This is a genomic window from Streptomyces sp. NPDC006140, assembly GCF_040628815.1.
Classification (GTDB): Bacteria; Actinomycetota; Actinomycetes; order Streptomycetales; family Streptomycetaceae; genus Streptomyces.
The window spans coordinates 175,074-194,983 of the sequence record NZ_JBEXTS010000001.1; the positions used below are offsets into that span (position 1 = coordinate 175,074).

Sequence of the window (19,910 nt, forward strand, 5' to 3'; positions counted from 1 at the left end):
GCCGCTGTCGGCGGGGCTGCCGGGCCCGCTGTCGGCGGAGCCGCCTGTGCCGCTGTCGGCGGGGCTGCCGGGCCCGCTGTCGGCGGAGCCGCCTGTGCCGCTGTCGGCGGGGCTGCCGGGCCCGCTGTCGGCGGAGCCGCCTGCGCCGCTCCCGGCGGAGCCGCCCGCCCGGCTCCCGGCGAAGCCGTCCGGTCCTCTCCCGGCGGTGGCTTCCCGGTAGGGCTCGTCGGCGTAACCGGCGTCCCGGTAGTCCGCCGCCAGCCGCACGTACCGCCCGTAGTCCAGATCCGTCGGCCGGTCCTCGGGCGCGCCGTGGTCGAGGTCGGCGCGGCGGAAGGAGCGGGCCGGGGCGGGAGTGACCCGGGACAGCGGGCGGTCCCAGCAGGGGCTGTTGTCCATACCCTGTTCCCACGGGTGGACTACGGAGACCAGCCCGCCCCCGCCCAGGTCGCGCCGGCGCAGCAGGTAGCGGTGCCAGGCGGCCAGCCGGGGGTAGGCCCGCGCGAGGAAGCCGCGCGCCCGGGACAGGCCCGGGTCGGCGAGGTGCACCAGCCAGGCGGCCAGGGCGTGGACCGGTGGCTGCACGATCCCGGAGGTCTGTACGGTGCGCGGGGCGCCCGCCGCGCTCCCCGCGGTGGAGGAGCGCCAGAAGTCGGGGCTCGGGAAGTACGCGTCGAGGGGCACGGAGGGGTTGAAGACGATGTGCGGGATGCGCCCGTCCGCCCACTGGGCGGCGAACAGCGTCTCCAGCTCCGTCTGCGCCCGTAACGGCGACAGGTGCCTCAGGCCGATCGCGATGAACGCCGAGTCCCACGACCACTGGTGCGGATACAGGCTGCGGGAGGGCACGGTGGACTTGCCCGTCCAGTTGGCCTCCAGTACCTGCGCGGCCCTGACCTGCAGGGAAGGCGGCGCGGCGGCCGGATCGTATGCGATCTCGCGCCCCGCGGGGCGCGTGGTGAGCTGGGCGATGCGATCCACTCGGGGCTCTCCCAAAGACGTACTCCTGACCAGGATCTGGCAGGGCTACCGTAGGGTTACGTCTATTTAACACGCAAAACCCAATATGTAATGCAGGGTTGGGAAACACAAGGGGGTGCGCATGACGGGACGCGTTCAGGCAAGCGCCGGCGATCTGCTCGAACTGGTGCGCAGTCGCCGGGCCACGACCCGCGGTGCGCTCCAGCAGGCCACCGGGCTCTCCCGGGCCACCGTGGGGCAGCGGCTCGACCGGCTCTTCCGCGCGGGCTGGCTGCGCGAGGGCGCCGGCGGGCCGGTGGACTCCCCGCTGGGCGGACGCCCCTCCATCACGCTGGAGTTCGACGACGAGCACGCGGTGGTGCTGGCCGCCGACCTCGACACCCGGCACGCACGGGCGGCCGTGCTGTCGCTGAGCGGCGAGATCCTCGCCGAGCACTCCGGCACCCTCGTCGTGGAGGACGGGCCGGACGTGGTGCTCGGCGACCTCGGCCGCTGGTTCGCCGAACTGCTGGAGAAGGCCGGGCACAGCGCCGAGACGGTCTGCGGGATCGGGCTCGCGGTGCCCGGCCCGGTCGACACCGAGACCGGCCGCGTCGTCCAGCCGCCGATCATGCCCGGCTGGGACGGCTACGACATAAGGGGCCGGCTGGCCCGGGCGCTCACCGAGTACACGGGCGCCGAGGCGGTGCCGGTGCTCGTGGACAACGACGCCAACCTCATGGCGTACGGCGAACAGCGCACCGGCTACCCCGACTGCTCAGCCTTCGTGCTGGTCAAGGTCTCCACCGGCATCGGCGCGGGAGTCGTGGTCGGCGGCTCGGTGTTCCGGGGCATCGACGGCGGCGCCGGGGACATCGGGCACATCCGGGTGCCGGAGGGCGCCCAGGCGCTGTGCCGGTGCGGCTCCTACGGCTGTCTGGCCGCCGTCGCGAGCGGTGGCGCGGTGGCGCGGCGGCTGGCGGAGACCGGGGTGCCGGCGGCGTCGGGCTCGGACGTCCGGGACCTGCTGGCGTCCGGGCACCCCGAGGCGGTCGGGCTCGCCCGGGAGGCCGGGCGCCGGGTCGGCGACGTGCTGGCGACCGTCGTGACCCTCCTGAACCCCGGAGTGCTGATGATCGCCGGAGATCTGGCCGGAACACCCTTCCTCACCGGCGTGCGCGAGCTGCTCTACCAGCGGGCGCTGCCCCGCTCCACCGCCCACCTGGACGTGGTCACCTCGCGGCTGGGCGAGCGGGCCGGGCTGGTGGGGGCCGGTGCGATGGTCGTGGAGCACCTCTACGCGCCCGAGCGGGTCGAGGAGCGGCTGCGCGCGCTCGGGGTGTGACGGGTGGTGTGGCAGGTGGTGTGACGGGCGGATTTCGGTCCCGAGACGCGTCCGCATGGTGAAATCCGGTCGGCTGTGGCAGCGTGATTCTCGCCACCCTTGATAAGGGTTGCGCTCAGATGAGCGGATCTTGAGCGGCTGCACTTCTCCAAAGGGTGGCACTGAGTGCCACCCTTTGATCGTTCATCGAGCGAAATCAAATGTGCGGAAACCTCGCTCACATGAGCGCTCAGCAAGGGTCGGGGAGGTTCTTGCGTTCAAGAAGTGAAAACATGCGGCTGTGATCGCTTGCCGAGCCTTGACTTTCGATCCGCTGGCGGACGAGTGGTTACAGGCGCATGACGCGCGAGTGGACGTACCCAGACGCCTTTGATCTGGGTATGTTCCTCGCCGTCAGGGCAGCCACCGCGTCCTCGAGGAGTCGAGACCCGTGTCGGAAAACAAAGATCCCCACGTAGCTGAGCACGGTAAGAGCGTTGAGGGCGTGAAGTTCGTTTACGACTTCACCGAGGGCAACAAGGACCTCAAGGACCTCCTCGGTGGCAAGGGCGCGAACCTCGCCGAGATGACCAACCTCGGCCTCCCGGTCCCGCCCGGCTTCACGATCACCACCGAGGCCTGCAAGGTCTACCTGGACAGCGGCGAGGAGCCGGCGGCACTGCGTGACGAGGTGAGTGCGCACCTCGACGCGCTGGAGCAGCGCATGGGCAAGAAGCTCGGCCAGCCCGACAACCCGCTGCTGGTGTCGGTGCGTTCGGGCGCCAAGTTCTCCATGCCCGGCATGATGGACACCGTCCTCAACATCGGCCTCTCCGACAAGTCCGTGCAGGGCCTCGCCAAGCAGGCCGGTGACGACCGGTTCGCGTGGGACTCCTACCGCCGCCTCATCCAGATGTTCGGCAAGACCGTCCTGGGCGTCGACGGCGAGCTGTTCGAGGACGCGCTGGAGGCCGCGAAGGCCGCCAAGAAGGTCACGGTCGACACCGAGCTGGAGGCCGCCGACCTCAAGAAGCTCGTCACGAAGTTCAAGAAGATCGTCAAGGCCGAGGCCGGGCGGGACTTCCCGCAGGACCCGCGCGAGCAGATGGACCTCGCCATCAAGGCTGTCTTCGACTCCTGGAACGGCGACCGCGCCAAGCTCTACCGCCGCCAGGAGCGCATCCCGCACGACCTGGGCACGGCCGTCAACGTCTGCTCCATGGTCTTCGGCAACCTCGGCCCCGACTCCGGCACGGGCGTCGCCTTCACCCGCGACCCCGCCTCCGGCCACCAGGGCGTCTACGGCGACTACCTGCAGAACGCCCAGGGCGAGGACGTCGTCGCGGGCATCCGCAACACCGTGCCGCTCGCCGAGCTGGAGCGGATCGACAAGAAGTCGTACGACCAGCTCATGCAGATCATGGAGACCCTGGAGAACCACTACAAGGATCTCTGCGACATCGAGTTCACCATCGAGCGCGGCGTGCTGTGGATGCTGCAGACCCGCGTCGGCAAGCGCACCGCGGGCGCGGCCTTCCGCATCGCGACCCAGCTGGTGGACCAGGGCCTGATCGACGAGGCCGAGGCGCTCACCCGCGTCAACGGCGCCCAGCTCGCGCAGCTGATGTTCCCGCGCTTCGACGAGGACGCGAAGGTCCAGCAGGTCGGCCGCGGCATCGCCGCCTCCCCGGGCGCGGCCGTCGGCAAGGCCGTCTTCGACTCCTACACGGCCGTCAAGTGGTCCCGCTCCGGCGAGAAGGTCATCCTCATCCGCCGCGAGACCAACCCCGACGACCTGGACGGCATGATCGCCGCCGAGGGCATCCTGACCTCGCGCGGCGGCAAGACCTCCCACGCGGCCGTCGTCGCGCGCGGCATGGGCAAGACCTGTGTCTGCGGCGCCGAGGAGCTGGAGGTCGACACCAAGCGCCGCCGGATGACCGTGCCGGGCGGGCACGTCGTCGAGGAGGGTGACGTCGTCTCCATCGACGGCTCCACCGGCAAGGTCTACCTCGGCGAGGTACCGGTCGTGCCGTCGCCGGTGGTCGAGTACTTCGAGGGCCGGATGCACCCCGGCGCCGACGACGCCGACGAGCTGGTCGAGGCCGTGCACCGCATGATGGCCTTCGCCGACCGCAAGCGCCGCCTGCGCGTGCGCGCCAACGCCGACAACGCCGAGGACGCGCTGCGCGCCCGCCGCTTCGGCGCCCAGGGCATCGGCCTGTGCCGCACCGAGCACATGTTCCTCGGCGACCGCCGCGAACTGGTCGAGCGGCTGATCCTGGCCGACACGGACGCCGAGCGCGAGGAGTCCCTCAAGCAGCTGCTGCCGCTGCAGAAGCAGGACTTCGTGCAGCTCTTCGAGTCGATGGACGGCCTGCCGGTCACCATCCGCCTCCTCGACCCGCCGCTGCACGAGTTCCTGCCCGACATCACGGAACTCTCCGTCCGCGTCGCCCTCGCCGAGTCCCGCCAGGAGCCGCACGAGAACGAACTGCGCCTCCTCCAGGCGGTCCACCGCCTGCACGAGCAGAACCCGATGCTCGGCCTGCGCGGCGTCCGCCTCGGCCTGGTCATCCCCGGCCTGTTCACCATGCAGGTCCGGGCCATCGCCGAGGCCGCGGCCGAACGCAAGGCCGCCAAGGGCGACCCGCGCGCCGAGATCATGATCCCGCTCGTCGGCACGGTCCAGGAGCTGGAGATCGTGCGCGAGGAGGCCGACAAGGTCATCGCCGAGGTCGAGGCGGCCTCGGGCGCGCAGCTCAAGCTCTCCATCGGCACGATGATCGAGCTGCCGCGCGCCGCCCTGACCGCCGGTCAGATCGCCGAGGCGGCCCAGTTCTTCTCCTTCGGCACGAACGACCTCACCCAGACGGTGTGGGGCTTCTCCCGGGACGACGTCGAGGCCTCGTTCTTCACGGCGTACCTGGAGAAGGGCATCTTCGGCGTCTCCCCGTTCGAGACGATCGACAAGGACGGCGTCGGCTCCCTGGTGAAGCTGGCCGCCAAGGCCGGCCGCGAGACCCGCCCCGACCTCAAGCTCGGCGTCTGCGGCGAGCACGGCGGCGACCCCGAGTCGGTCCACTTCTTCCACGAGGTCGGACTCGACTACGTCTCCTGCTCCCCGTTCCGCATCCCGGTCGCCCGCCTGGAGGCGGGCCGGGCGGCGGTCACGTCCCAGGGCAGCGACCACCGCTAGACCCGGGGCCCACTTGGGCCCACCAGGAACCCGGAGCCGTCGGCGGTCCCCGACCCTCACCGATCGCGGCGGCTCCGGAGCACGGAGGAGAGCGGGGCGGCACCTTGTGCGGAGGTGCCGTCCCGCTCGCCGTGTCGCGCCCCACCCCGCGCTCGCCGTGACACCGCGGGTGGATCCGGGGCGCCGCCCGGACGGGCCGGTGCATAAGATGTGCTCCCATGCCGAAGCCTGACGAGCTGATCGTTGACATCGCCGCCCGTGTGGAGTCCGGGCAGAGCAACCGGATGTCCCTGACCGTGGTAACCGGTGGTGCCGTCATCACCGGTCGCCTGGCTCCCGAAGCCGTGTGGCGGCAGCGGGTGTCGGAGGTGCTGACGGACTCCGCCCACCTGGGCGAGTTCTCCGCCGTGTTCGACACCCCCGCGAAGAAGGACGGGCCGCCCACGCATCTGCACTTCCACGTCGCCCGCATCCTGCAGGGCACGATGGGCATCCCGGAGACGGGCGGGATGTACCGCGTCGCGATCGAGGACGTCACTGCCTGGACGGTGGGTGACTTCAGCTACTCCGACCAGCCCACCCGCTGATCCGCCCTCTCGCCGTCTCGCCGAGAGCGCCACGGCACCTGGCAGGGGCCCGTCCGGGACCGGGCGGGCCCCTGCCGTATCCGGGAGATGCCCTGGGATCCTCCTGTTCCGCAGATGAGCGGGGCTGGTCAGTGGACGGTCAGCGGCCGGAGCGGCTCACCGTGCGTGCGCAGTCCTGATGGACCCGCCCCGATTCGAGACCCGCTCCCGACGGGCACACCCGCTGGAACGGCACCCACGCTTCGTCGCCGATGACGTGGTCGCAGAGCAGGCAGACGGTGATTCCGGTGAGCGTGTCGTGGTGGTCGCACAGGGAGACGACCGACCGGGCCAGCGACTTCACGCGTTCCACCTCGCCGCACAGGCCTTCGGCCTCGGGCTCCTCCATGCGGCGCCTGGCCTCGGCAACGCAGGCCAGCGCCACGTTCGTCGGTACGTCGTCCTTGGAGCGCTTGGCGGCGAGCAGCTCGATCTGCGCGATCAGGTGCTCCAGGAACTCGCGGAGGTCTTTCCCCATGAGCTGCGTGGCCTGGTGGCGCGGCAACGTGCGCTGGTCCAGGAACCAGCTCGCCTGGGCACGCATCGCGGTCACGCCCGGAACGGTCACCTCGGCCTCGGAGCGGGTGGCGTTCATCGCGCATCCCCCCGGGTGCCCGCGTAGACGCCCGCACCCAGGCGCGCCACGTAGGGCCGGACGAGGACACCTGTGTCCTCCCACAGTGAAGGCGCCTGCCGTTTCCGGCGGTGGCCGCAGGCGGCCATGACCCGCGCGCCCCGGGCGTCCGGCGACGGCCGAGGAGAGGGCATGGGAGAGGACGTGGAGAGCACGGCGCGTGGCGCGCGGGCGGGGGTACGACGGTGCCGGCCGGGGGCGCGCGGCTCGAACAGCACCGTTCTCACCCATTCGAGTGCTCGTGATAGGAAGACCACTGTCGACGCTCCTTAACAGCGTTGGCCACGCCCCGGGACCGTTCGCGCGGTCGCCGGGGTCCTTGCCAAGACCGTAGAAGCGCCTGCACCTGACCGCCGACCGTAATCCGGTCGCTACCATCAGGCAGCGAGGATGCCGATCCTTTCCGCCAGTTCAGCGGCACGACGGCGACGAGGTGCTCGCGTCGATTCCACTTGCTCCAGAAGGATCGCCCGCGCGTAGCCGTTGTACCGGATCGTTTCCGGCGCGGCCACGTACGCCTTCTCCAGCGACGCCAGCGCAGTGTCCGGCTGGTTGTCCAGCTGGTAGCCGCGGGCTTCCTCGATGCGATGCCGGGCGCGACGCGGCCGGGACTTGATGACGCTCTGGTCCGCCCTGGCAGCCTGCCGTACGGACTCGCCTCCCTGGTGCAGTTCCACCGCCACCGTCACCGCGTGCGCGCCCATGATGGCTCGGGAGAACGACGTCACCGGGTGGAAGTAGTCCGCGGGCAGCCGCGCGGCCATGTCCTTCGCCCTGTCCCAATGCCGCCACGCGGTGCCCGTTTCGCGCCGTCGGGCCGCGGTGTAGCCGAGTTCGAACTCCAACGCGCCGGCGATGGCGAGGATGTCGTCGCTCGCTTCCGGCAGCAGGGGCTTGAGAAAGGCAATGGCTTCGCGGTTCACGGCGTCGGCGGCGTCGAAGTGCCGGGGTCCGCTGTCGCGGTGCGCCTGAGCGAGCAGCCACGAAGCGACACCGATGGCGTGAGGGTCCTCGCTCTCCTGCGCAGCGATCATGCCCCGTTCGGCAACCCGCCACAGCAGGGAACTGTCGGGCTGGTAGGCGATGAAGAACTGGGACAGCGAGTAAGTCTGAGCGAGGAGGGCCTGCGCCGTACGTCGCTCCGTCGCACTGTCGGCATTCCTGACGAGGTTCTGAGCGTCCCGGATCAGATCGGGCAACAGCCCGCCGATCGCCTCGCGGTGGTTCTTCGAGGCATGCCGCTCCCTCCAGGCCGCGTGCAGGCGGGCCTCCAGATGCGCTACGCGCGGCGGCTCGGTGCTACGAGTGAGGGAGAAGTCGTCGATCGCTGCTTTCACCGCCGCCAGACGAGGGTGGCCCGGGCCGACGAACAGGTCCACGTGAGCGTCCGGCCTGCCCGTGAGGTCAGCGAGGTCACGGACCCGCAAGGCTTGGGCGATCCGCAGAACCATGTCGAGCCCAGGCGCCTTCTGCTGCCCGTTCTCGATCTTGCGCAGCGTGTGCGGTGAGATAGCGATGAGATCGGCGAGTTGAGCCTGTGTCATGCCGCGGCGCTCGCGCAGAATCTGCACTCGCTGGCCGAACCGCAACGGGTCGGAGTACGGGTCGGGGGTCGCATCTTCAGACATCACGGCCTTGCCCCTCCTAGCAGCTTCGTCACTGCCAGAGTAGGGGGCAAGGCCTGTCTCGTGTGAGCGTCCGGGTGGGCCTGCGGTCCGGCTCGTGGGTCATCGCCGCACAGCTGCCCCGGCGTCGTAGATGAGTGTGCTCCCGTCGGCTGAGTCTCACTCCTCCTGAGTTATGACATGGATGCGCCCGACGGTTGGCGCCCATGGGGCAGCACTGGCGCTGACGCCTTACCTGCTGGCGCCGAGTGGTCATCCAGTAGCCACTCGACACGGGTGACCATCGACGGGTCCGGCCGTTCCACCGGTTGGGCAGTTCACCGCGAGCTGCCCGGCCGAGGGAAGGAACACCACCGTGGAGACGACCGTGCCCGCCTCGAACGCGCCGCGTGTGCTGCCGCGTGCCGAGTGGGTCAAGACGCTGCCGCAGACCATCGTCGCGTCGTGCGTCCTGCTGCTCGACGCCGAGGACCGGATCCTGCTGCTGCGCTACGCCGAGGGCCAGCCCGGTTCCGGGATCTGGGGGCTGCCGGGCGGCATGCTCGACCAGGGGGAGGACCCCGTCACCGCCGCGCGCCGGGAGGTGTGCGAGGAGACCGGTATCGTCCTCGACCGCCCGCCCCGGTTGATCGGGTACGACCACCGGGCCGATGTGATGGGCACGGGCCCGGTGATCGACTTCTACTTCCACGGCGGCCGCCTCCCGGCGGACCTGTCCGTCCGGCGCAGTACCGAGCACGACGACCACGGCCTGTTCGCCCTCGACGAGCTCGGGTCCATCGCGCTCATGCCCGCCCTGCCCGCCCTCACCGCCCTGCACGCCGCAGCCCTGGCCGGGACCGTCGTATGCCTGCGGGAAGGGCGGCCCCAGTGACGGCGCCGCGCTTGCTGACGGCACCGCGCTTGCTGACGGCGCCGCGTCTGCCGGCCGCGCCGCGCCTCCTGGCGGCGGTCGTCGCCGCGTCCCTGGCGGCCTCCCTCGCCGTGACCACCCCGGCGGCCGGTGCCACACCCCCGGCCCCCCTCACACCGGAGCGGCTGCGGCACGAGGCCGCCGCCGTCCTGCGCACCGCCCAGGGCGTCAGCCTGCACATCCGGGTGCGCGACGGGCGGCACGTCGCCGAAGCCGGGGTCGGTCAGGCCGTCGCGGGCACCGGCCGGCCCGTGCCGGACGACCCGCACGTCCGGGCCGCCAGCGTCACCAAGTCCCTCGTGGCCGCGACCGTCCTCCAACTGGCCGCCGAGCGGCGCCTGTCCCTGCACGACACGGTGGAGCACTGGCTCCCCGGCCGCGTCCGGGGCCACGGCAACGACGGCAGCCGCATCACCGTCCGGCACCTGCTCCAGCACACCAGCGGCCTGTACGACCCCGACTCCACCGAGCTGACCGGGAAAACCGCCCCGGACTTCGAGCGCCGGCGCTTCGACCGCGTCGACCCCGAGCGCCTGGTCGACGCCGCGCTGCGGCACCCCCCGGACTTCCCCCCTGCCGACCCGGACGACCCGGAGCCCCGCTGGAACTACACCAACACCGGCTACCAGCTCCTGGGCGCCGTCATCGAGCAGGTCACGGGACGCCCCTGGGCCGAGGAGGTGCACGACCGGATCGTCCGCCGGCTGGGCCTGCACGGCACCCGCGTCCCCGGGGACGACCCGTACCTGCCGGAGCCCCACGCCCGCACGTACCACCGGTTCGCCGGGTCCGACGGCTACACCGACACCACCACCCGCAACATGGCATGGGCGGGCCCGGCCGGCTCGCTGGTCTCCACACCCCGCGACCTGGACCGGTTCTTCACGGCCCTGCTCACCGGCGGCCTCCTCCCGCCCCGCGAACTCGCCGCGATGCGCACCACCGTCCCCGTCAACGAGGAGCACCAGCAGTACACACCGGGGATGCGCTACGGCCTCGGCCTGCAGGAACAGCCGCTGGCGTGCGGCGGCAGTCGCTGGGGCCATCACGGCGACCTGGAAGGCACCTTCGTCAGAACGGGCTTCACCGCCGACGGCGAGCGGTCCGTCGTCCTCACGGTCAACGGACGGACCACCGACGAGACGCGGCTCCTGCGCACCGAGAAGGCCCTCCAGGGGCTCATCGACCGGATGCTGTGCGGGCGGTGACGGCCGTTCAGGACAGCAGGTCCACGGCCCGCACCCGGTCCTGGTGGATCAGGACGTCGAAGCAGCGGCCCAGCGCGATGTCGAACCAGTTCCGCTCTTCCGGGTAGGCGGTGCCGACACTGCGCGTGGGCCGGGCCTCGGCCAGCCAGCGGCGGGCCGGGCCCGGGGCGGTGCGCAGGTCCATGACGAAGCGGTCGTACCGCACCCGGTCCAGCGTGTGCTCGTTGCTGCCGGGCCCGGCGGGGCCGACCGTGTGGGTGAGCATGTGCACCTCCTCCGGGTCGGTGGCCTTGAACGAGCCGCGGCCGAAGGTGAGCCCGACGCTCACGTAGCCGTCGCCGAGCCGGTCCCGCAGGAACGCCCCCTGCGTCCGGGGCAGGACCCGCGGGTCCTCGGGTTCGTAGCCGATGTGGTTGTTGTGACCCGCCAGCAGGATCCGGTGCCCGGTGTGCCGGTGCCACCAGACGATGTTGTCCGCCATGACCTCGTCCCGCCAGCGCATGGCCTCGGCGACCTGCCGCGGGTCGTCGAAGTCGAAGGCGTACCCGGTGGCCGTCTGGTCGATCACCGTGGCGTGGCGCAGCACTTCGGCGAACTCCCGCCGCCCGGCCTCACCGCGCGGCTCCAGCGTCTCCAGCAGCTCCAGGGCGCGGCCGGTCCGTGCGGCCATGTCCTGCCGCTCGGCCAGCGGGCGGGTGAAGTAGGCCTTCTGGTACTCGCCGGAGGGGACGGCCGGCCGCAGCCCCCGGTACAGCGCGTCGAACCGCGCCGAGAGCTCCGGGCGGACCCGGGCGACGTACTCCGTGACCCGGTCGTACAGCTCCGGGCCGGTGTAGCCCCAGTCGTCCCCCATGAAGCGGACCGGGTCGTGCGGATGCCGGCGGTTGTGATCCCGCATCCACTCCACGAGTCGGAGGTTCTCGGCGGTGGGGTTCAGCGCGTAGGTGTACTGGAAGTCCTCCCGCATGATCCGCTCCGGGTCGCCCTTGCCGTGCACGACGTAGTCGTCGAGGCGTACGCCGGTGCTCCAGGCCGTCTCCAGGGCGAAGGTCCGGAAGCCGCGCTGCTCCACCAGGTACCGGAAGACCCGGTCCTTCATGGTGAGGAACTCGTGCGAACCGTGCGTCGCCTCACCCATCCCCACGACGACCGCGTCCCCGACCGCTTCGCCGACCGGACGCAGATGGCCCACGTCCCCACCGGGCTCGGCGGTACGCAGCGGGCTCGCGACCCGCTCCAGAACCGGAACGACCGGGTCCCCCGCGGGTGGGGAAGCGGCGGCGGCAGGGGCCGGGGCGAGGAGAACCAACACGAGGACGACGAAGGTCCAGGGGCGCAGGCAGGACATGTCGGCATACGTGCCCTGCTGGTGACGTCCTCGAACCCATCCGCGGCGGACCCTTAGGCTCCGAGGGTGATTGAGACCATCGTGTTCGACGTCGGCGAGACGATCACCCGTGACGACCGCTACTGGGCTTCCTGGGCCGACTGGCTGGACGTGCCCCGCCACACCCTCTCGGCGCTCGTCGGAGCCGTCGTCGCCCAGGGCCGTGACAACGCCGACGCTCTCCGGCTCGCGCGGCCGGGCATCGACGTCGCTGCCGAGTACCACGCGCGCGAGGCAGCCGGCCGGGGCGAGCACCTGAACGAGGGAGACCTCTACGACGATGTCCGCCCGGCCCTGTCAGCGCTCCGGGCGGCAGGGATCCGAGTCGTCATCGCAGGCAACCAGACTCCCCGAGCGGGTGAACTGCTGCGCGACCTGGACCTGCCCGCCGATCTCATCGTGACCTCGGGCGAGTGGGGGGTGGCGAAGCCACAGCCGGAGTTCTTCCAGCGGGTCCGTGAGGTGGCTCGGGCGGCACCGGAGGCGACCCTCTATGTCGGCGACCACCCGGCCAATGACGTCTTCCCGGCGAAGGCGGCCGGACTGCGGGTGGCGCACCTTCGCCGCGGACCATGGGGGCACCTCTGGGCAGACGCTCCGGAGGTCGTGACAGCGGCGGACTGGCGTATCGACAGCCTCACCCAGTTGACGGAGATCGTGAAAGGTCGCCCCACCAGCCGGAGCTGATGGGGCGTTCGCGCACACGCTGCGTCTCGGCGTGGGTACGGTGCGGAGTGGACGCACCGAACTGGAGCCGGAATGCCCGCAGACGGGAAGGGCGTTGGCGCGCGGATCGCCTATTACCGCAGCGTCACGCACCCGAGGATGACGCAGCAGCAGCTCGCCGACGCGGCCTGCGTGGCGCTCGGCACCATCCGCAAGATCGAGCGGGGAGAGCGCGGAGTCACCGACGCCACGCTGGAAGCCATCGCCGACGCCCTGGGCATCGACCCCGGCCGCCTGCGCGCCGACCGCACTCCGGTTCATACCCGTGTCCACGCGGCGCTGCCCGCTCTCTCCGCCGCGCTCGCCACGTACGACTGTCCCGACGAGGGCCCGGTCCGCCCTCTCCATGAACTCCGTGCGGCTGTCGCTGAGGCGGCCCGCTGGCGGCTCGCCGCCGCATACACACGCATCGCCCGTGAGCTGCCCGACCTGCTCACCGAACTCGCCCGCGCGTATCAGGCGGCCCCCGGTGAAGAGCGGCCGGAGCTGTCCGGCCTCCTGGTGATGGCCTACCGTTCCGCAGACGCCGTCGCCTTCAAGTACGGCGCCCATGACCTGTCCGCGCGGCTCATCGAACTGATGCGATGGGTCGTCGCCGAGACCGGCGATCCGCTGCTGTCCGCCTCCGTGGCGTACGTGCGCGCCGAGACCTTCTTCGCCGCGCGCGCCCACACGGCCGGACTGCGTGTCCTGGAACACGCCCTGGATGCCGCTCCCGCGCCCACCACCCCGGCGCGGATCGCGGCGAAAGGTGCCCTGCACATGCGGGCCGCCGTGATCGCCGGCCGGGCGCGCGATGCCGCGGCCGCCGTCACGCATCTCGACGAGGCCAATGCCCTGGCCGAACGGGTGGCCGAGGACGTGTACTGCGGCACCGCGTTCGGCCCGGACTCCGTGAGGACGCACGAGGTGTCCGTCGCGGTCAGCCTCGGGGATGAGCATGTCGGCCGCGCCCTCGAGGTCGCCAGTGAGTGGAAGCCGCCCAGGGACCTGCCTGCCGAACGCCGCTCCGGCTTCTACATCGAGCTTGCCCGCGCCCAGCTGTGGACCGGCCTGACCGATGACGCCTTCGAGTCGCTGAAGGCTGCCCGCCGCATCGCCCCGCAGCACACCCGCGAGCACCCATGGGTCCGTGAGGACGCGGCCACGCTGCGCCGCCTGAAGCGCGCCGACGCCGAGGCCCTGACCACTTTCGCGGAGTGGTGCGCCGCCACCTAGCAGGCGCCCCCGACTACTACCCCTCGCTGGGGTACTTGTCGCCCTTTGCCACCCCCACCATCTGTCGACAGAAGATCCGCGGACCCCGGCGACCGCCAGCGGCGGTACCGGGGCGTGGCCAACGCTGCCAAGGAGCGTCGACGATGGCTTTCCCGTCACGAGCACTCGCATGGGTAAGGGCGGTGCTGCCCGAGCCCTCCCGCCATCCGTCGCCCGAGGTCTGGGGCGCACGGCTCATGGCGGTCCGCAGTCACCGCCGGGGACGGCAGGCGCCTCCGCTGTGGGAGGACACAGGTGTCCTCGTCCGGCCCTACGTGGCGCGCCTGGGTGCGGGCGTCTACGCGGGCACCTGGGGGGACGCGTGATGAACGCCACCCGCTCCGAGGCCGAGGTGACCGTTCCGGGCGTGACCGCGATGCGTGCCCAGGCGAGCTGGTTCCTGGACCAGCGCACGTTGCCGCGCCACCAGGCCACGCAGCTCATGGGGAAAGACCTCCGCGAGTTCCTGGAGCACCTGATCGCGCACATCGAGCTGCTCGCCACCAAGCGCTCCAAGGACGACGTACCGACGAACGTGGCGCTGGCCCGTGTCGCCGAGGCCAGGCGCCGCATGGAGGAGCCCGAGGCCGAAGGCCTGTGCGGCGAGGTGGAACGCGTGAAGTCGCTGGCCCGGTCGGTCGTCTCCCTGTGCGACCACCACGACACGCTCACCGGAATCACCGTCTGCCTGCTCTGCGACCACGTCATCGGCGACGAAGCGTGGGTGCCGTTCCAGCGGGTGTGCCCGTCGGGAGCGGGTCTCGAATCGGGGCGGGTCCATCAGGACTGCGCACGCACGGTGAGCCGCTCCGGCCACTGACGGCCCGCCCCGTCGGAGGATCGCCAGCCTCCGGCGGGACGAGTCCCACGACATGCGCTTGTGTTCTTCCCGCCGGTCGAGGCGGCTCACGTGTCGCAGGCGACCCCGTCGTTGTCCCGGTCCAAGTGGGAGGCGTACCCGGGTTCGCCGCGGTGGATGGGGGCGGCGCCGGCTGCGCGGACGGCGCTGCAGTTGGCGTAGTAGATGTCCTCGCCGTCCGACCCGCCGTCGCCAGACCCGCCGTCGCCGGATCCTCCGCCCGCTGCCGGCCGGGCGGTGACCGTGGTGGTGACCCGGACGGTCTTGGTGGCCGTGACGGTGGGCGCGGGTTCCGGCTCCTCCGCGAGCGGTGTCGCGGTCGCGGTGGCGGTGGTCGTCGCCGTGACGGTGACGGTCGGCTGCGGTCCGGCGGCCGCGGGCTTCGCGTCCGTGCCGGTCTCGCCGCCACCGGCGCCGATGCCGGCGCCGAGGAACAGGGCCAGGGCGAGCGCGGGCAGCACGTAACGCTTGCGGGCCCAGCGGGGCGCCGGGCGTGGGGGCTGCGGTACGGGCGGCCCGGGATACGGGTTGGTGTACGGATTGGCCATGGTCATCCCCCCAGAGGTGGTACGTGAGGGGATGACCGTAGGACCGGGCGGCCCGGCTTGGGGGATGGGTGACCATTTTGTGATGGTCACGTGAAGCCGGGTTGATGGGTCAGGCCCGGAACGGCCCCTTCACCTCGTACGTGATGCCGCCCGAGGAGCTGCCGGTCGTGCCTCGCTGGCTGGAGAAGTAGAGGCGGGTGCCGTCGGGGGAGAAGGCGGGGCCGGTGATTTCCGAGGCGGACTGGCCGTCGATGCGGAGGAAGGGGGCGACCACGTCGTCGGGGGTGATGACGCAGATCTCCATGTTGCCGCCGTCCTCGGCCACGAAGAGGTCGCCGGAGGTGGCGCCGGTGACGTTGTCGACGCCTGTGAGGGGCGCCGTGCCGCTGACCAGGGAGTCGTCGTAGGCGAGTTCGATGGTCTGGGCGGCGGCGTTGTACTGCCAGACGCGGTTGTCGCCCTTGGTGGTGAACCAGCAGGTGTCGTTCGCGTAGTAGCAGCCCTCGCCGCCGTTGAAGCGCTTGGCTCCGGAGACCTGGTTGCGGGTGGCGGTCGCGCCGGAGGGGTCGGGGACCCGGGCCCAGGTGACCGGGCCGCTCGTGCCGCTGCCCGCCACCATGACCTCCAGCGTGCCGGCGGAGAGGTCGCCCCACGTCGTCGGACGGAAGCGGTAGAAGCAACCGTCCGTCACGTCCTCCGTCATGTAGACGACCTGGCGGACCGGATCGGCCGCCGCCGCCTCGTGCTTGAAGCGGCCCATCGCGTCACGGCGGACGGACGCCTGCACGCCCCAGGGGTCGGTCTCGAAGACGTAGCCGCGGTCGACCTCCTCGCAGGACAGCCAGGTGTTCCACGGGGTCTTGCCGCCCGCGCAGTTGGTGCGGGTGTTCGACAGGATGCGGTACGCGGCGGTGATCGCGCCCGTCGACGAGAACCGCACCGCGCTCGCCCCGCCGCCGGGGTTGATCTCCGAGTTCGAGACGTAGATCCAGCCCGTGCCGTCGGCGTAACAGGCGCCGCCGTCCGGGGCGTTGTGCCAGGTGTACGACGTGGTCCCGACCCGCTGGCCCGACCGGGCGATCACCCGGCTGGTGAAGCCGCTGGGGAGTCTGATGCCGTTGGCGTCCGGGGAGCCCAGCGGCCCGTAGGGGCCGGTGCCGGGCTGAGCCGGGGCCGCGTACGCGGCGCCGCGCCACAGGGTTCCGCCCAGCGCGGCCGAGGTGCCGCCGAGGACGGCCGCACGCAGGAGGCTACGACGTTCCACTCTCACTCCAAGAGGTGCCGTACCGGCCTGCCGCCGGTCGACGGCAGGGTCGTGCGTGGGGGGAGGCGGAGAGGACGCTAGAGGTGCGGGATTGACGGAGCATGGACAACCAGTGGCCGGCGGGCGGCATGCGGTGAGCCGCCTGTGGGTGCCCGGGTGCCCGGGTGCCCAGGTGCCCAGGTGCCCGGGGCGCCCCGTGGACGGCGGCCTACGCGGGCAGTGCCGGTGCCTCCCGTCGGGGCCTCCTCGGCCGGTCACCGTCCGGCCCCTGCGTCTCTCCCGGCGGGCGCGCCGACGGCAGCCGGATCACCACGTCCAGGCCGCCCGTCGCCGCCGCGCGCAGGGCCGCCTCGCCGCCGCTGGCGTGGGCGAGGCGCTGCACCAGGGCGAGGCCGAGACCCGTGCCGCCCTTGGGGGCGCCCGGGGCGCGCCAGAAGCGGTCGAAGGCGCGGGCCCGCTGTTCCTCCGTCATGCCGGGCCCCTCGTCGGTGACGTGCAGGTCGACCCAGCGGGGGCGGCTGTCGCGCAACGCCCGCCGGGACGGGGACTGCAGCCGCAGCTCGATCGTGACGGTGCTGCCCGCCGGGGACGCCCGCAGGGCGTTGGAGAGCAGGTTGTCCATGATCTGCTCGACGGCTCCCGGCACCGCGAGCACCGGGCCGACGCTCCCGGCGAAGAGCACGAGGGAGACGTCCTCCCGCGCGAACAGGGGCTGCCAGGTGCGGTGCCGTTCCGCGCAGACCGCGCCCAGGTCGACGGTCGCCGGGACGGCCGCGTGCTCCTCCAGCCGGGCCATCGCCAGCAGGTGCTCGACCATCCGGGCGAGCCGGTCCGTCTCCGTGACGGCCGCGGTGAGGCTGCCCCGGGCGCGGGCGGCGACGTCCGGCTCCAGGTTCTCCAGACGCAGCCGCAGCGCCGCGAGCGGCGTCTTCAGCTGGTGCGATGCCTCGCCCGCGAACGCCCGCTGGGAGGCGAGCAGATGGGCGAGCCGGGCCGCGGTGCGGTTGAACGCGGCGGCCAGGCTGCGTACTTCCGGCGGGCCCTTGGTGATCGTCACCGGCGCGAACCGACCGCCGTCGGCCAGGTCGTGCGTGGCCTGCTCCAGTTCGCGGATCGGGCGGCCCGCCCAGCGGGCGAAGGCGAAGCCGAGCACGGCGACCGCCGCCAGTACCGCGGCCCCGCCCAGCGCCAGCAGCAGCCACACGTGGTGCACCCGCTCGTGCACCGTCCGCGTGGGCACCGTCAGCCATACCGCGCCCACCGGCCGCGCCTCCTGACCGACCGGCGCGGCCACCGACAGGTACTCGACCCCGCCGATGGTGGACGTACGGACGTCCACCGTCGAGGTGCCGCGCAGCGCCGCCGCGATGCCGGGCCGGGCGGCCAGGCCGCCGGACACCCCGGCGTCCAAGGGGTGCGAGGTGGCGAGCGGAGCCCCCGCAGCGTCGACGATCACCACCTTGCCGCCGATCCGCTGCGCGCAGTGCGCCGCCCGCGCGGGCAGGTCCCGCTCGGCCCGCCCCGCCGCGAGCGACAGCGCGGCGTACGCCGAGACCGACTCGGCCTCGTCCTTCGCCGCGTTGACCACCCGCTCCCGCTCGCCGCGCGAGTACACGAAGCCCAGCGGGATCTCCAGGCAGAGCAGCACCAGCGCGGCGAGGCTGAGGTAGCTGAGCAGCAGACGGCGGGTCATGGAGACGCCACGCGCGCCGCGCCCGGCCCCGTGTGCACCGCCAGCCGGAAACCGACGCCCCGCAGGGTCCGGATCCACGCCGGGTGGCCCAGCTTGCGGCGCAGCGCGGCCACGTGGACGTCCAGTGTCTTCGTGGGGCCGTCGTAGTGCGGGTCCCAGACCCGGTCGAGGATCTGCTGGCGCGAGTAGACCGCCCCCGGGTCCTCGCTGAGGAGCGCCAGCAGGTCGAACTCCTTGGGTGTGAGCAGGACGGGGGCGTCGCCGACCCAGACCTGCCGGGTACGGCGGTCCACGACGAGCGGGCCCGGGTCGTGCGGAGGGTCGGGGGCCGGGTCGTACGACGGTGTGACAGGGGGGTCGGCTGCTGTGGCCGGCGATGTGGCCGGTGTGGTCGGTGTGGCCTGTGTGGTCGGTGTGTCCGGTGGCCCCGGGAACGCCTGCTGTGTGCGTTGCGTGCGGCGGGTCACCGCCCGGACCCGGGCCACCAACTCCCGCACGCTGAAAGGTTTCGCCAGGTAGTCGTCGGCGCCCAGCTCCAGGCCCAGCACGCGGTCGGCCTCCTCGCCGCGCGCGCTGAGGATGACGATGGGGACGTCCGAGACCTGGCGGATGCCCCGGCAGACGTCGATGCCGTCCATGTCGGGCAGTCCCAGGTCGAGCAGGACGACGTCGTTGTACGGGCCTCTCAGGCCGTCCGTGCCGGTGGCGACGTGGTCGACCGTCAGCCCGAAGTGGCCGAGCCCTTCGGTGAGCGGCTCGGCGATCGTCTCGTCGTCCTCGATGAGCAGTACTCGTATGCCCATACGTCCTGTCTCTCCGTGAGCCGGCATGAATCCGGGCAGCGTGAATTCGCATTCCCTGCCGCGGAGTCCACACGCTACAAGATGAGCGATCGTATGGGTATCCGGATAAAGAATGTTCAATTCCTGGCCGGACTCTGGGGTTTGCTTAACCTTCCTCTGTAGGTCGGCCCTCTACGGTGATGAGCACAGGAGGAAACCACAGCTCAGGAGGCAGAGTTGAAGGCACTGCTGGACCGCGCCCGTGCGTTCAGGACGAGCGTCGATTTCGACAGCGGCGCATATCGGAAACTGGCCGAGGGGCAATATCCCGAGGCGTTGTTCATTACCTGCTCGGACTCGCGGGTCATACCCGCCCTCATCACGGGTGCACGGCCCGGGGAAATATTCGAGCTACGGAACGCGGGAAATATCGTGCCGCCCTACGGACGGCCCGGGGCCTCCGGAGAGGCGGCCACCATCGAGTACGCACTGGAGGTGCTCGGGGTTCAGGACATCGTGGTGTGCGGTCACTCACACTGCGGTGCGATGGGCGCGCTGAAGTCCGGCGACGACCTGTCCGCGCTGCCCGGTGTGGACGCGTGGCTGCGCATCGCCCGCCCGGAGTTGACCTCCGTCCTCGACACCGCGCCGGACGACCCGTCGCTGCCGGAGGTCTCCCAGAGCAACGTCGTCAACCAGCTGGCGGCGCTGCGGACTTACCCGGTGGTCAGGCAGCGCCTCGACTCGGGCCGGCTGCGCCTGCACGGCTGGTACTACGAGGTCGACACGGGGTTCGTCCACGAACTCGGCGACGACGGCGACTTCCGGGTGCACGCCGCGTGAGCGGGGCGCATGCGCGGGGACGGGGCCGGGGCGGTACGGCCGGGGGACGGCCAGCCGGTCCG

General features: G+C 71.8%; 17 protein-coding genes and 1 pseudogene. 10 read left to right on the plus strand and 8 right to left on the minus strand.

Annotation, left to right across the window (positions count from 1 at the left end):
• Nucleotides 1-981: pseudogene (locus ABZ386_RS00765) on the minus strand (hypothetical protein); the annotation flags it as partial.
• 121 nt (nucleotides 982-1,102) lie between these two features.
• Here ABZ386_RS00765 and ABZ386_RS00770 point away from each other — a divergent pair.
• The 3 genes from ABZ386_RS00770 (at nucleotide 1,103) to ABZ386_RS00780 (ending at nucleotide 6,070) form a co-directional block, all read left to right on the plus strand.
• Nucleotides 1,103-2,305, plus strand: coding sequence for an ROK family protein (locus tag ABZ386_RS00770; RefSeq protein WP_358962757.1), 1,203 nt, complete (start codon nucleotides 1,103-1,105; stop codon nucleotides 2,303-2,305).
• Nucleotides 2,306-2,789: 484 nt separating this feature from the next.
• A complete protein-coding gene (ppdK, locus tag ABZ386_RS00775; RefSeq protein WP_351346314.1) occupies nucleotides 2,790-5,483 on the plus strand; it encodes a pyruvate, phosphate dikinase in 2,694 nt (897 codons plus the stop codon).
• A gap of 218 nt (nucleotides 5,484-5,701) precedes the next feature.
• Nucleotides 5,702-6,070, plus strand: a complete 369-nt coding sequence (locus ABZ386_RS00780) for a hypothetical protein (protein WP_351346316.1) — start codon at nucleotides 5,702-5,704, stop codon at nucleotides 6,068-6,070.
• A gap of 139 nt (nucleotides 6,071-6,209) precedes the next feature.
• Here ABZ386_RS00780 and ABZ386_RS00785 read toward each other — a convergent pair whose 3' ends face one another.
• Both ABZ386_RS00785 and ABZ386_RS00790 read right to left on the minus strand, forming a co-directional pair.
• Nucleotides 6,210-6,704 carry a DUF6415 family natural product biosynthesis protein gene (locus ABZ386_RS00785; protein ID WP_358962759.1) on the minus strand — a complete coding sequence of 165 codons (495 nt, stop codon included), beginning with the start codon at nucleotides 6,702-6,704 and terminating at the stop codon, nucleotides 6,210-6,212.
• A gap of 416 nt (nucleotides 6,705-7,120) precedes the next feature.
• Nucleotides 7,121-8,371, minus strand: coding sequence for a helix-turn-helix transcriptional regulator (locus tag ABZ386_RS00790; RefSeq protein ID WP_351349309.1), 1,251 nt, complete (start codon nucleotides 8,369-8,371; stop codon nucleotides 7,121-7,123).
• A 352-nt stretch (nucleotides 8,372-8,723) separates the two neighbouring features.
• On the opposite strand from ABZ386_RS00790, the gene ABZ386_RS00795 reads away from it, so the two are divergent.
• Nucleotides 8,724-9,242 (plus strand): NUDIX hydrolase, encoded by a 519-nt coding sequence (locus tag ABZ386_RS00795; protein WP_356620257.1) that lies wholly within the window; start codon nucleotides 8,724-8,726, stop codon nucleotides 9,240-9,242.
• On the plus strand, nucleotides 9,239-10,489 hold the full coding sequence (locus ABZ386_RS00800; RefSeq protein ID WP_358962762.1) for a serine hydrolase domain-containing protein: 1,251 nt from the start codon (nucleotides 9,239-9,241) through the stop codon (nucleotides 10,487-10,489). Before ABZ386_RS00795 ends, ABZ386_RS00800 begins: the two co-directional genes overlap by 4 nt.
• 7 nt (nucleotides 10,490-10,496) lie before the next feature.
• Here ABZ386_RS00800 and ABZ386_RS00805 read toward each other — a convergent pair whose 3' ends face one another.
• On the minus strand, nucleotides 10,497-11,837 hold the full coding sequence (locus ABZ386_RS00805) for an erythromycin esterase family protein (RefSeq protein ID WP_358962764.1): 1,341 nt from the start codon (nucleotides 11,835-11,837) through the stop codon (nucleotides 10,497-10,499).
• A gap of 66 nt (nucleotides 11,838-11,903) precedes the next feature.
• Between ABZ386_RS00805 and ABZ386_RS00810 the strand changes: the two genes are divergently transcribed.
• From ABZ386_RS00810 to ABZ386_RS00825, 4 genes are all read left to right on the plus strand, one after another.
• Nucleotides 11,904-12,563 carry an HAD family hydrolase gene (locus tag ABZ386_RS00810; protein ID WP_351349321.1) on the plus strand — a complete coding sequence of 220 codons (660 nt, stop codon included), beginning with the start codon at nucleotides 11,904-11,906 and terminating at the stop codon, nucleotides 12,561-12,563.
• Between the two features lie 72 nt (nucleotides 12,564-12,635).
• The gene (locus tag ABZ386_RS00815; RefSeq protein ID WP_355726805.1) at nucleotides 12,636-13,820 is read left to right on the plus strand and encodes a helix-turn-helix transcriptional regulator; all 1,185 of its coding nucleotides are present in this window, start codon (nucleotides 12,636-12,638) and stop codon (nucleotides 13,818-13,820) included.
• A 143-nt stretch (nucleotides 13,821-13,963) separates the two neighbouring features.
• Nucleotides 13,964-14,185: a hypothetical protein gene (locus ABZ386_RS00820; RefSeq protein WP_356499448.1), complete on the plus strand. Its 222-nt coding sequence runs from the start codon at nucleotides 13,964-13,966 to the stop codon at nucleotides 14,183-14,185.
• On the plus strand, nucleotides 14,185-14,679 hold the full coding sequence (locus ABZ386_RS00825) for a DUF6415 family natural product biosynthesis protein (RefSeq protein ID WP_358962767.1): 495 nt from the start codon (nucleotides 14,185-14,187) through the stop codon (nucleotides 14,677-14,679). The genes ABZ386_RS00820 and ABZ386_RS00825 overlap by 1 nt, the downstream gene beginning before the upstream one ends.
• An 86-nt stretch (nucleotides 14,680-14,765) precedes the next feature.
• Here the strand turns inward: ABZ386_RS00825 and ABZ386_RS00830 are convergent, their stop codons facing one another.
• From ABZ386_RS00830 to ABZ386_RS00845, 4 genes are all read right to left on the minus strand, one after another.
• Nucleotides 14,766-15,266 (minus strand): excalibur calcium-binding domain-containing protein, encoded by a 501-nt coding sequence (locus ABZ386_RS00830; RefSeq protein ID WP_351332970.1) that lies wholly within the window; start codon nucleotides 15,264-15,266, stop codon nucleotides 14,766-14,768.
• A 109-nt stretch (nucleotides 15,267-15,375) separates the two neighbouring features.
• The gene (locus ABZ386_RS00835; protein ID WP_351332968.1) at nucleotides 15,376-16,530 is read right to left on the minus strand and encodes an alkaline phosphatase PhoX; all 1,155 of its coding nucleotides are present in this window, start codon (nucleotides 16,528-16,530) and stop codon (nucleotides 15,376-15,378) included.
• Nucleotides 16,531-16,738: 208 nt separating this feature from the next.
• Nucleotides 16,739-18,223 carry a HAMP domain-containing sensor histidine kinase gene (locus ABZ386_RS00840; RefSeq protein ID WP_356499455.1) on the minus strand — a complete coding sequence of 495 codons (1,485 nt, stop codon included), beginning with the start codon at nucleotides 18,221-18,223 and terminating at the stop codon, nucleotides 16,739-16,741.
• Entirely contained in the window at nucleotides 18,220-19,026 is an 807-nt protein-coding gene (locus ABZ386_RS00845; protein ID WP_356670442.1) for a response regulator transcription factor, read from the minus strand. Before ABZ386_RS00845 ends, ABZ386_RS00840 begins: the two co-directional genes overlap by 4 nt.
• A gap of 216 nt (nucleotides 19,027-19,242) precedes the next feature.
• Between ABZ386_RS00845 and ABZ386_RS00850 the strand changes: the two genes are divergently transcribed.
• Nucleotides 19,243-19,848, plus strand: coding sequence for a carbonic anhydrase (locus tag ABZ386_RS00850; protein ID WP_356499457.1), 606 nt, complete (start codon nucleotides 19,243-19,245; stop codon nucleotides 19,846-19,848).
• Nucleotides 19,849-19,910: the final 62 nt, after the last annotated feature.